This window comes from Kitasatospora albolonga (genome assembly GCA_002082585.1).
Lineage (GTDB): Bacteria > Actinomycetota > Actinomycetes > Streptomycetales > Streptomycetaceae > Streptomyces > Streptomyces stephensoniae.
The window spans coordinates 3550046-3562387 of sequence record CP020563.1 but is presented as its reverse complement, the minus strand read 5'-3'; the positions used below and the strand labels follow the sequence as shown (position 1 = coordinate 3562387).

At 72.4% G+C, this 12342-nt stretch carries 9 protein-coding genes; 5 read left to right on the top strand and 4 right to left on the bottom strand.

Annotated features, from left to right (window positions below; all coding sequences use genetic code 11):
• The first annotated feature begins 158 nt into the window (after positions 1–158).
• The gene (locus B7C62_15365) at positions 159–911 is read left to right on the top strand and encodes an RNA polymerase (GenBank protein ARF73486.1); all 753 of its coding nucleotides are present in this window, start codon (positions 159–161) and stop codon (positions 909–911) included.
• Positions 908–1999: a hypothetical protein gene (locus tag B7C62_15360; protein ID ARF73485.1), complete on the top strand. Its 1092-nt coding sequence runs from the start codon at positions 908–910 to the stop codon at positions 1997–1999. The genes B7C62_15365 and B7C62_15360 overlap by 4 nt, the downstream gene beginning before the upstream one ends.
• Before the next feature lie 68 nt (positions 2000–2067).
• Here the strand turns inward: B7C62_15360 and B7C62_15355 are convergent, their stop codons facing one another.
• The 3 genes from B7C62_15355 to B7C62_15345 all read right to left on the bottom strand — a co-directional run bounded on the left by B7C62_15355 (position 2068) and on the right by B7C62_15345 (position 8098).
• Entirely contained in the window at positions 2068–6396 is a 4329-nt protein-coding gene (locus B7C62_15355; protein ARF73484.1) for a hypothetical protein, read from the bottom strand.
• Between the two features lie 41 nt (positions 6397–6437).
• Complete coding sequence (locus B7C62_15350; protein ID ARF77184.1) at positions 6438–6824, bottom strand: hypothetical protein; 387 nt, start codon at positions 6822–6824, stop codon at positions 6438–6440.
• Positions 6825–6958: 134 nt separating this feature from the next.
• A complete protein-coding gene (locus B7C62_15345) occupies positions 6959–8098 on the bottom strand; it encodes a DNA polymerase III subunit beta (GenBank protein ID ARF73483.1) in 1140 nt (379 codons plus the stop codon).
• Between the two features lie 367 nt (positions 8099–8465).
• On the opposite strand from B7C62_15345, the gene B7C62_15340 reads away from it, so the two are divergent.
• Positions 8466–10019, top strand: a complete 1554-nt coding sequence (locus tag B7C62_15340) for a DNA-binding protein (protein ARF77183.1) — start codon at positions 8466–8468, stop codon at positions 10017–10019.
• Positions 10020–10184: 165 nt separating this feature from the next.
• Here the strand turns inward: B7C62_15340 and B7C62_15335 are convergent, their stop codons facing one another.
• Entirely contained in the window at positions 10185–10574 is a 390-nt protein-coding gene (locus B7C62_15335; protein ARF73482.1) for a hypothetical protein, read from the bottom strand.
• Positions 10575–10848: 274 nt separating this feature from the next.
• On the opposite strand from B7C62_15335, the gene B7C62_15330 reads away from it, so the two are divergent.
• Together B7C62_15330 and B7C62_15325 are read left to right on the top strand one after the other, a co-directional pair.
• Positions 10849–11325, top strand: coding sequence for a hypothetical protein (locus tag B7C62_15330; GenBank protein ID ARF73481.1), 477 nt, complete (start codon positions 10849–10851; stop codon positions 11323–11325).
• Entirely contained in the window at positions 11322–12236 is a 915-nt protein-coding gene (locus tag B7C62_15325) for a hypothetical protein (protein ID ARF73480.1), read from the top strand. Before B7C62_15330 ends, B7C62_15325 begins: the two co-directional genes overlap by 4 nt.
• The last annotated feature ends 106 nt before the right edge of the window (positions 12237–12342 follow it).

The following is a 12342-nucleotide window of genomic DNA, read 5'->3' as shown; positions in this document are numbered from 1 at the left end:
GTGAACCATCCCGTACGGGGGTGTGTCCGGCTCCGAGCCGGGCGCACCCCCGTTCCGGCGTTCCGGGAGGGCGCTGGCAGGATCGGGGGAGACATCCGACCGCCCCTCTGTGACGCGGGCCACGGGAACCCGGTGGCCGCCGCGGAGAGGTACGGGGCGTGGAGCACAACGAACAGCCGGCACGCCCGGCACAACCGCCCGACGGCGGTCCGGACGACGACGTACGCGTACGGGAACGGATTCGCGCGGGCGACCGGGAGGCGTTCGGCACCCTCTACGACCGGTATGCGAAGTCCGTGTACGGCCACGCCTGCCGCCTCACCGGTGATCTCTCCGCCGCCGAGGACGTGATGTCGGAGACCTTCCTCGCCGCCTGGCGCACCCGGGAGCAGATCGACCCGGAGGGCGGCCCGCTGCGCCCCTGGCTGCTCGGCATCGCCACCAACAAGGCGCGCAACCACCGGCGCGGGGTCGGCCGCCGCCTCGCGTTCCTGGCCCGGCAGCCGAGGCCGAAGGAGACCGAGGACTTCGCGGACGCCTCCGCCGAGCGGCTGGACCACCAGCGCGAACTGGCCGCCGTACGGGCGGTCCTGGACCGCCTGCGGCAGCCCGAGCGGGAGGTGCTGGCGCTCTGCGTCTGGGCCGGGCTCGACTACGCGCAGGCGGCGGCAGCGCTGGACGTCCCCGTCGGCACCGTACGCTCACGGCTCTCCCGGGCCCGTACGCGGCTGCGCGGCCTGGCGGGCGAGCACCTGGCGCGGGAGCGCGGCGAAATGACCCAGGAGCGGCGGGAAGCCGGACAGGATCGGCGCGGAGCCGGGCGGGAGCGGCGGGAACCCCTCCTGGGCCGCGGAGAGGTAGGAGGCAGGGCGGCATTCGTCGCCCTGCCAGGAGAGGGGGGATCGCGATGACCGCGACGACGGGTACCGACGACGGCCGGAACGGTCGCGACGGCCGGGGCGGCCGGGACGACCGCGCCGAGCTGGCGCGGCTGCTGCCGCCCGCCACCGGATTCGACCTTCCGCCGGGCCGCCACGAGCACCACAGGGAACGCCTGATGAACCAGATCGACCACGACACCGCCGCAGCCTCCGCCGCCTCGGCCCGGGACCGCTCCCCGGCCCGCCCGCGCCTCCTGCGCCCGTCCTTCCTGGCGCCGGTCACCGCGCTGGCCCTGGCCGGGGCGCTGGTGGCGGGCTACTCCGCGCAGAACGGCGGAGAGGGCCCCGTACGGCCGGGAAGCGGCACGTCGGCCTCCGAGCGTGCCGGGCAGGCGCAGCCGGTGGCCCTGGTGCTGAACCGGATCTCGGACGCGGCGGCGAAGAGCGACGTGGGCCCGGTCCGCGACGACCAGTACCTCTACTACCGCAGCAAGATCCAGCACGGCGACTTCACCAGCGGCAAGCTGGTGACGACCCCGCTGGAGGAGGTGGAGTCCTGGTCCTCCCAGAAGCCCGGCCCGCAGATGAAGCTCGGCCTCGTCCGCCAGGACGGCTCGACCCTCCCCGTCAACGCCCACCTCGGCGACACCGAGGGCACGGCGCCGGGCATCGGCCGGCCCACCTACCGTTGGCTGGAGACCCTGCCGACCGATCCGCGCGAGCTCCTCGCCCACCTCACCGCCCTGACTCCGAAGCATGAGGGCCAGGATCACGACCAGGCCGTGTTCGACGAGATCGGCGGCCTGATCGGCGGCGGCGTGATGCCGCCCGGGACGGCTGCCGCGCTCTACAAGGCCGCGGCCCTGATCCCCGGCGTCATCGAGGTGCCGGACGCGGTGGACGCGATCGGCCGCAAGGGGCTGGGCATCGCCCGCGTGGACAAGCAGTACTCCTGGCACTCGGAGTGGGTCTTCGACCCGGAGACCCTGGCCTACCTGGGCTCGCGGTCCTTCCTGGCCGAGGACACCGAGATGGGCAAGAAGGGCGAACTGCTCGGCGCCGACGCCCTGATCAAGTCGGCCGTGGTGGACGAGGCGGGGGTCCGGCCGCAGGACTAGGGCGTGTCCTGGGCGTGCCCGGGGCTGTCCGGGGCATGTCCGGGGGCGTGTCCGGAGCCGCACGGCGTTCAGGGGCAGATCCTGTCCGGAAGGTCGTGCGGCAGCCCCTGCCGTTCGTCCGCCGTGAGGTCGCGGCCGACGACCGTGCAGAGGTGCCGCCTCCAGAGGGACGGATCGAGGCGGATCACGTCCGTGGAGCCCTCCACGGACCGCAGCAGCGTCCTGCCGCTCCTGCTCATGGCGAGGAACTCCTGCTCCTTCCCGAAGTCGTACGACTCGAAGCGGCCGGGGTCCTCGACGCTCTGGAACCGCACGGTGTTCCCGTTGGCCAGGATGAACTGCGAGCCGTCCTCCGAGACCCCGGCCGTCCACCTGCCGGAGTTCAAGGGGCCCAGGGAGCTCACCGTCCGTTCCGGCGGTCTGCCGGGCGGGGCCGACCACAGCTCCACCATGCCGCCCCGGGCGTACGCGGACGCGTACCGCCCGCCGCGGATGCGGACGATCGACGTGATGTCCGTGCCCAGCCGCAGGCGGAGCTCGCGGCGTTCCTCGCCGGTGCGCAGATCGACGACGTACGAGACCGGGGTGCCTTCCACCATGACCGCCACCCGCCCCGGCTCGGAGGACGCGCTCACCCGGAAACCGGAGCCGCCCTTCCCGGTGAGCCCCAGCCCGTCCAGGTCGACCGGGGGCGAGAGGCGGCGTCCGTCGCGGGGGTGCCAGTGCTCGACGCGGTCGCCCGAGAGCGTCACCAGTTCGTCGCCGTCCCCGGTGAAACGGAGGGAGAGCGGGGTCCGGTCCCCGTCGGCCGGTGGCGGGGCCGTCGTGATGTCCGCGAGCTTCTTCAGGGAGGGCAGTTCGTGGATCTGGACCTTGCCCGGCCCCACCGTGTTGGCGACCAGGGTGCCCGGTCCGTTGACCGCCAGCACGTTCTGCTCGAACCCGGGGTTGGACCAGGTGGGCACGTCCCGGGCGGGCAGCGCCGTCTCGGAGACCACATCTCCCTCCGGGCCGACGACCGCGAGTCTGTTCTCCCGGAGAGTCCGGCCGTCGGCGTCGGCGGTGCCGAGGCGGACGACCGCGAGGTCTCCGTCGAGCAGGACCGGATGGCTGGTGATGAGGCTCGCGTCCGTGGTCTCGGACCGGGTCAGCACCACACCGGTCACCGCGTCCCCGCCCCAGGTGAGCACCGTCGGCGCCCCCGGCTCTCCGACGAGCCCTTCGACCATCATCTCCGGCTTCTCCGGGCCGGTGAAATGGGTCGCCCGCGCGCCCGGCCGGTTGGGCACCAGCGCCCACCGGCCGGAGGCGGTTCTTGCCGCGAAGTGCGCCCCGGTCACGTCGACCGCGACGGGCCCGCAGAAGCCGTCCTCCTGGTCGTAGCGGTTCAGTTCGCGGCCGTCGGCCACGCGAAGTGACCGGTACTGAGCACCGTCACCGAGCTCTCCCTTCTCCCGGCAGACGACCACCACGCTGCCGTCGCCCGACGTGCGCAGCACCCCGCCGCCTTCGTGACGGACACCCTTCGCCAGTTCACGTACCGCTCCGGTACGCAGGTTTACGGCCGCGACCGACGCGCCGTCCGCCGTCGGCGTGCGCCTGCTGGCCAGGAGCGTGTCCGTGCCGGGGCCGGACCGTATGCCTGAGGTGTGCGGCAGGAGCCCGGGCATCCGCCGGGACCGCTTCGTCCGCAGGTCCCACACCCGCACCTCCCCGCCGTAGGACTTCGTGACCACCTGCCTGCCGTCCCGGGAGAGGTCCATGGCCTCCGTGCCGCCTCCTTCGCCGAACGTGCGATCGGCGATGCGGCTCACGGGTCCCAGCAGCGGCGTCCGGCCGTCCGCCGGGGCCCGCACCTCGCGCCAGTACAGATGGCCGTCCGTCGTCGTGTACGCGATCCGCCGCCCGTCCCCGCTGACGAGCGGAGAGCGGATCAGCTCCGGAAGCCGCAGGTGTTCCCGCAGCACCCGGCCCCCGGCCGTACGGAGAAAAAGGGTGGCCCGTCCTTGCTCCGATCCGGCGAGCACCACCCGGCCGTCCCGGCTCGCCGCCACGTCGGCGATCTCGCCCTCGGTACCGCTGAGCACCCACGCGTCCTGCTTGGAGTGGTCGTAGCGGCGCAGCAGTGCGCTGCGGGCCTCCTGCGTCGGGGAGACGTCGTACGCCGCCATCGCGATCAGGGCGGCCTTCGCCGGGTCCTGCGGTGCCAGTTGGTCCGACAGCAGCGAGAGGGAGCGGGACCGCCCCTCGGCCTCCTGCTGCGCGCCGACCCGTGACTGGTGGAGGAGGAAGGTGCCGAGTCCCACGAACAGCGCGAACGCGAGGGCGACGGCGGTCCACTTCACCCGCCTCCCGGTGTGCCGGGCCCGCTCGCGCCGTTGCGCCCGGCCGAGGAACTCCCGTTCCTCCGAGGTGAGTTCCGCCTCGCGGTCGCGCAGCCGGTGTTTCAGGTTCCGCAGGTGCAGCCCGTCGGGGAGGAAGTCCGGCGATCTGTCCGCCTTCCGCCACCGGTCGAGGTCGTGCCCGAGTTCGGCCCTGCCGACGAGGAACTCCCCGTCGGCGGCCACCTGGTGGGCGAGCGTCGGCCAGGCACTGATCAGCGCCTCATGGGCGAGCTCGACGCTCTGTGCCTCGCCCGGGTCCCCGCGGAGGACGAGCAGCCGCCGCTCGGCGAGGGCCTCGGCGATCCGCCACCGCTCCTCACCGGCCTCCTCCCGGGTGAGCCGCCGCCGCAGCGGAGCCTCACTGCCGGGCAGCACCCGGACGAGGCCGCTGAGCAGCCGCAGGGCTTCTTCCGTCCGTCCCTCCGCCCGTCCCTCCGTCCGTCCCTCCGCGTCGGCCGCCGGTCCGGCACCGCCCTTCCTCCCGACGCACTCCTCCCACGCCTGCTCGGCACGGCGGCGCAGCGCGCCGGACACCCCGCCCATCTCCTCGTAGACGGAGGTCAGCAAGCGGCCGCCGGCCTTCAGCCGCCAGAGTTCGGACAGGACGAACCCGAGCAGCGGCAGGACGCCCGGTTCACCGCCCGCGTCGTCGAGGATGCGCCGTTCCAGCCCCGTGTCGTACGCGACGGCCGGGACCCGTTCGACCGGCTCGCCGATCACCGCCGCGAGTTGGTCCCGTGACATCGGCGCGAGCGGTACGGTCACGCCTTCCTTCAGGAGGGAGCCGAAGTGGGCGTGGTTCAGCGCCGCGCCCACGAAGTCGGCCCGCAACGTGATCAGTACGCGTAACCGGCTGTGCCGCGACGCGGGCGACAGCAGGCGAGCGGCTTCCTCGGCCACGGCGGGGGAACCGTCGAGGAGCGCCTCGGCCTGATCGAGTACGACCAGGACCCGGCCGGCCGTCGGGCCCAGGACGCGGTGGACCGTGTCCACGAGCCCCCCGTCGGCGAGCCATGCCTCCACCTCTCCGGCGTTCCTTGCGCGCGGCGGCCCGTACGCCCCCGACCGCGCGATCTCGGTCAGCCCGGTGGCGAGCGCGGCCCGCGGAGAGGTCACGTCGGTGGCGTTCACCCGCAGGACCAGATAGCCGTCCCGCCGCATCCTCGGCACGGCCCCGGCCAGTGCCAGGGAGGACTTGCCGCAGCCGGACGGGCCGTACACCGTGACGGTGTGCCGTTCGCCCCGCAGCGCCGTGACCACCCGCTCGATGTCGTCGTCCCGGCCGAAGTAGACATCCGCGTCGCCCTCCTGGAAGGGCTCCAGGCCCCGGAAGGGGCTGGCCGGGTCCACCACGGGAGCGAGCTCGGGCACCTCGTGCACCAGGGTCCGGGTCCGCAGGGCGAACGCCTGCTGGGCCTCGCGGACCGGCTGTGCCGCCACCATCATCCCTACGGCGGCGCCCAGTTCGTCGCTCCATACGGGGCTGCCGCTGAAGCCCCCCTCGACGTGGACCGCCTCGCCGTGTGCCCGTGAGAGCTGGACCCACCCCTTGCCGGTGGGGCCACGCAACGTACCGCTCTGCCAGATGCCGTCGGGGGCCTCGCGGGTGAAGCCCACGGCTCGCGCACGGTGGTCCCATACGCCGTCCCGGGGGTCGGCCAGGGGCAGCGGGCGGGCGCCGGGGATCGGCTGCCGCAGGCGCAGTACGGCGATGTCCCCGGTCTGGTCGGGCCTGATCGGGACCCAGTACCGGACCTCCGCGCTCCAGCCGTCGGCGTCGCCGCTTCCGGCGTCCCAGGCCAGCGGCAGGTCCAGCCGGACTTCGGTGCCGGGCCCGACGGTCTCCTCCCGGTCCCGCTCCAGCGCGTCCGACACCACATGGGCGCAGGTCAGCACCAGTTCGGGCGCGATGAGGAACCCGGCGCCCCCGATCTCCCCGGCCGGGCCCCTGACCCTGACCACCGCCGAGACGAGTACGGACTCCGCCTCGCTCCCGCGCTGAACCCCCGTCACAGCGACCCCCCGTCCCTGTCGGCGCTCGATCCCGTCCGAAGTCAGCGTTCCGGAGGGGAGTCCCCGGAGGAGTCCCCTCCGGATGCGGCCGTCTCGTTCCTGTTCCAGGTCAGGGTCACCGAGAAGTTGGCCGCCGTCGCCGTGCTGGCGATCACCACGTCCGCCTCGGCCGAGAGCGACACGCCGAACTCCAGCGTGATCTCGTCCGGCGCGTTCGCCAGCCCCCTGAACCGCCCGACGAAGCTCTCGGCCACGGGGCGCACACTGTCCAGCATCTGCGCGAACGACCGCTCCGCCCGGGCGACGGAACGGCCTCCGCGCCCCACCCGGACGAGCGTCTCGTCCACCTCCCGGATCTGGACCCGCATGGTCTCGTCGCTGCCGTCACCGAGCGGGACCTCAACCGTGTGGACGGGACCGTCGCTCACCACGACTCGCCTCCAGCAACTCGTCTCCAACAACTCGCCTTCGACGCATCGAAGATGACGATCGTAGCCGTGCCGGTGCGACCCCGTCCGGCCCACGGGAAATCACCGCGCCACCGTCCCTCCCCGCCCCGCTCTCACCCCACCAGCGGCTTCACCGACATCAGCAGATGCCGGTGCCGCTGCGGCTGCCCGTGGGCGCCGTCCGGCCCCGCCCCGCCCGTGATCATCGCCCGCTGCCCCGCCCCCATCAGCAGCAGCCGCAGCGACGGATCGTCGAAGGAGGCGAGCGCGTCCGCCAGATACCCCGGGTTGAACGCCACGGTCAGCTCCGGGGCGCCCTCCAGCGTCGCGGGCAGCCGCTGGGAGGCCACGTCGTCCTCGTAACCCGCCTGGAGATGTACGGAGTTGTCGGCGGCGGAGAACGTCATCTGCACCGGGCTGTCCCCGTCGGCGACCACCGAGACCCGCTTGACGGCCTCCACCAGCCGCGCCCGGTCCACCACCGCCACGGCCGGGTCCTCCATCGCGAAGAGCTTGTCGTGGCGCGGGAGCCGCCCCTCCAGCAGCCGCACGGTGGTCCGCATCCCCGCGTGCTCGAACCCCGCCGAACCGGCGTCCAGGGCGACGCTCACCAGCCCCGACCGCCCCAGCGAGCGGGCGATCTCCGTCAACCGGCGGGCGGAGACGATCACATCGGCGCTCTCGTCGGGGGCGGCCGCCTTCCACGGGAGCGTCCGCACGGCGAAGCGGTACCGGTCGGTCGCGGCGAGCGTCATCGTCCCCGACCCCCCGTCGAGCCCCAGCCGGATGCCGGTGAGCGCGGGCAGGGTGTCGTCCCGCCCCGCCGCCACCGCCACATCGGCGACGGCCGCCGCGAACTCCGCGACCTCCACCGCCCCTCGCACCTGCGGCAGTTCGGGCAGCTCCGGATAGTCGTCCAGGGGCAGCACGGAGAGGCCGAAGCGGGCCCCGTCCCCCGACACGGTGAACCGCGAACCCTCCACCGCGCACGCCACCGCCCCCTCCGGCAGCACCTTGCAGATGTCGAGGAGCCGCCGCCCCATCACGAGCACCTTCCCCGGGCGCAGCACCTCGGCGGCCTCCACGTCGATGCGCGCGGACGCCTCGTAGTCGAGCCCGCTCACCCGCAGCCGCCCGCTCTCCGTGTCCAGCAGCAGCCCGCCCAGTACGGGAACGGGGGAGCGGACCGGCAGGACGCGGGCGGCCCAGGCCACGGCTTCGGCCAGGGCACTGCGCTCGATGCGGAACTCCATGGCGGGGCCTCTCTCACGGCTGTCGTCCGAACCCCTACGACGTTAGGGCCCACCACTGACAATCGACCGGGACCACCGCCCGCCACCCGGCTCCGGACGCACCGGAACCGGCACCAGCGACCACCCCCGTGAGCCGCTGCCACCGCCACCCGCGCGTTCCGGCACGGCGTCCGGAGCACGTTCGGACCATAGACCGGCGGGTAGGGGCACGGGGAGGTTCAAGGCGCCCAGTGAGGCGACGGCGGGGTATCAGTCCGCACAGTGGGGCCCGTGCACCAGGTACGGGCGCCCGGCGGAGTGCGGCCCCGCGGCGGGATGATCGGGGGATCATGTGCGAGCGCGGCAACGGGCCGACGACCTGCTGAGGATGCAGCGGCTGGCCCGGAACGGCGGGGTGGCCGAGCTGCTGCGCTGGCTGTCCGGACGGGCCGACGGCTGGGCCGGAATCGTGAGTTCCGACGGGACCGTCCTGAGCGCGTCGGGAACCGTGCTCGGCCCCCGGCGGCCGGACGCCCCTCAGCCCGAACCCCCCGATGTGGCCGGTCTGGTGGCCGAGGGCGTAAGGGCGCTGAAGGAGCGCGGGGCCCTGGCGTACTCCCACGACACCGGAGCGCACACCGTGCTCCTCTTCCCCCTGCACGACCTGAACGACGTACGCACCGACCCCCACGGCACGAGCCCCGGAAACGGCTCAGGAACAGCCGCCGCGCCCCTCCTCGCCGTCGTCACGCCCCGTCCCGTGGCCGCCGGGCTCGCCACGCTGCTGGCCGACGTGCTGATGCCGCTCTCCCTGCGCTGGGCGGCCGAGGCGGTCGAACGGAAGCGGCGCCGGGTGGACCTCGCCGAGTCGCGCGGCCGGGAGGCGGTGCTGCACCTGCTGATGACGGGCCAGCTCTCCATCGCCCAGCAGGTGGCCGGTGCGCTGCGCCCCCGGCTCCCCGACCCCGTACGGGTGTGTGTCGTGGAGTGCCCCGGGGACCGGCGGGACGAGGTGGCCCGGGTCTGCGCGGGGGCGGACGGCGGGCGGTCCTGGATCGTGCGGTGCCCGGTCTACGCCCGCCACCTCATCATCGTGATGCCCGTGGCGGACGGGCCGGAGCATCCGGAGGGCCCCGCCCCCACCGACGAGGCGGTCGCCGGGCTGGTGGCGGGCTGCGTGGTGGGCGTCAGCGAGCAGGTGCCGCTGGCCGAGACCGCCACCGGTTACCGCCAGGCGTTCCACGCCCTGGCCGTCGCCCGCGAACTGCCCGACCGGCACGCCCGGTTCGGCCTCGCCCCGGAACCCGCGCTGGTCGTCGGGGACGCCGGGCGGCAGTGGGCCGACGCGCTGCTGACCCCGCTCCTGAGGCACGTCCCGCGCCGGGCCCAGGACCCGGGGAGCCAGGAGCTGGCGGCCACGGCGGCCTCCTGGCTGGCCTTCTCCTCGCACGCGACCGACCACCTCAAGGTCCACCGCAACACCCTGGCCGCCCGCCTCAGGCTGATCGGCGAGCTGCTCGGCCTGGACCTCCACCGGCTGGCCGACCAGTCGGCGCTGGACCTGGCCCTCCGCATCCGCGCCACCCCCGCCCCGGCCTGCACACAGGACGCCGGGAGCACTTCTCGTACGGCCGACGGGGCGGCGCACGACCTCGATGAGGTCCTGCGCCGCCCCGCCGTCCAGGAGTGGGCCGCCCGCCAACTGGCCCCGATCGCCGCCCCGGTGGGCGGGGCGGCTGCCGAGGACACCCTGCGGGCCTGGCTGAGGTGCGAGGGCCGGCTCGGTCCGACAGCGGCCGAGCTGGGGATCTCCGTCCCCGGAGCCCGCAAGCGCCTCACCCGGCTGGAGACCGTGCTCCAGCGCTCGCTGCTCCGCCCCCCGAGCGCCCGCTACGACCTGTGGCTGGCGCTGCGGGCCCGGGAGGTGCACGCCGACTGGTGACGACGGATTCCTCCGAGAAGGCCGATCCCTGTGGATACTTGGCCGGATCTTGCATTCCAGCCCCATGATCAACTAAATTTCCTTCGCGCGACCTGACTGGCGCATAAATGGGGGAAGCGGGGCGCGGGGGAGTTGTCGGGAGAGCGGGACTTTTCATGTCCTTTTTCACCCTCCTTTGTGGGTCGACCTTTCCTTCTGCTGTGCTTTCCCATGTCGGTCGATCAGTACGAGGTGCCCCGTGGCGGTGCTACGCCACGGGGCGGTGGCCTCACTGTCCACAGCGAAGGAGAACATTGTGAGAACCAAGCGCATCGTAGCGAAGCCCAGGCTGGCAGGTGCCGTGACCGTGGCACTCACTGGTGCGATTCTGTTCGGCTCCATGCCGGTGGCCCAGGCGGCACAGGCCCCGCTTTCCGGGGCGACTGCCTGGGGGCCGTGCTCCTGGTACACGTCCAACAACACCAGGTACACCAGCGTCGCGAACAAGCAGGTGCGGGTGAAGCTGTCCGACACGGGCAAGCTTGAGGCCAAGATGCGGACGAAGAACGTGAACACGGGGGGCACCTCGGCGGCTCGCTACTACCCCCCGCTCGACAAGTGGCAGAACATGGGTAAGTACACCAAGAAGAGCACCGCCTTCCGACTGCAGTTCACCTGCGTGAACGAGCGGAAGAATGGCGAGAGGCCGAGCACGGATTTCTCGGGCAGCCTGGACTACTGACGGCAGCAGAAATGACAGTGTCGATCGTTGTGTGTAATGCGTGTGCGCACAACGATCGACCGCCGGAAAGGCGCCATTATGGTTTCCTGGGCAGGACGGGCACTCCTTGTGTTCATTCTGGCGGGATCATTGACTGCCTGTAGCCCTGACGGCATTGAGGCGGGTCACCCAGTTCTGCTGGATGAGGAAGGGATTCTGGCGGAGTACGTTGCGGAGACCGGGCGCTTGAAGCTTGCTCCCGGGGATGTCTGGCACCCTCGCCCTCAGCAGCTGATCGCTGAACCCCCCGGCCCCGAGGGGCCCATGAAGTTCGAACGGGGAGTGGGCGAGCAAACCGCACAGTTCCGATGGTATTGCTCGTGGGCTGAGCTCGCCCTGACGGACGAGGACGCCGCAGAGGACGCGCTCGTCCAGCTCGACAGGTTCCCGGACCTCAGCGTATGGGACACCATGGACGAAAACGGCCATATTCTCTTCACTGGAATATCCGAGGAAGCGGCACGTGGCCAGCTGGATGATCTGGCGGAATACGTGGTCGACAACTGCGGCGACACGGACGCTGACAGAGACGTGACGGACCGATGAGTCTTCCTGACGTGGTTCATACCGTCTGGTCGCTGTCCGCCGAGGGTGTGGTCCTGCCGCTGCTCGTCCTGACCCTGGCCTCGGCCGGGGTGGCGTGGGCGGTACGTCGCCGAGGAGCCGGTCACCGGTGGCACGGTCGGCACGGTGGCCTGGTCTTCGCCGCGTTCGCTTCCGTCGGTCTGATCCTGTCCGTGGCACTCTTCCGTGACGGAAGCCCGGGCTTCGCCCCTCGGCAACTGCTCCACTGGTCGGCCAACGGCTGGCAGCGGATCTCGTACGACCCGTTCTCGAGCACCGAAGTGCTGCTGAACGTGGCTCTGTTCGTTCCGGCTGCCTTCTTCTGGACCCTGCTGACCGGCAGGCCACCGCGCGTGCTGGTAGCCATGGCGGGCCTGTCGTTCCTGGTCGAGTGCCTTCAGGCGGTGACCGGGCTCGGGGCCAATGACGTGGCCGACCTCATCGCGAACAGCGCGGGCGGCGCGCTCGGTGTTCTCGCGGGGAGTTTCGTATGGTGGCTCCGCAGGCGGGCGGACGGGGCGCTCAGGCACTCCCGAAGGCAGACGGTGCTCACCCTGGGGGGCGCGGCCGTTCTCGTCGCGGCCGCCGTGGCCGGGGTGTTCCTCGGCGCGGAGCAGCGTCAGGCGTCACTGGAGCGGGAACTGCACAGCCGGTTCGCCGGGACCGGTCTGGAGACGTATGCGGCCTGGGAGGCGGACGACAGCCTTCATGAAGAGGTGTTCGACGCCGTCTCGGTACTCGCGGACGGAATACGCCATCGGGAGGACGGCGTCCGGGTGCGCTATCCGGCGTCGTTCCTCGGCCTGCCCCGCTGCGTCTTCGTCGAGTGGGCTCCGGGGGACGTCGCCGTCCACCGCGGCTTCGGCAGGGAATGCTCCGTGTTCATGGGCTGATCGAAGACGGCGCAGTGAACGTGTGAACAAGATGAAGGCGCTGTGGATCGCGTGAACATACAGGGCGGTGCGGAACCTTGAAGGAGGTCCCGCACCACCCTGTCGA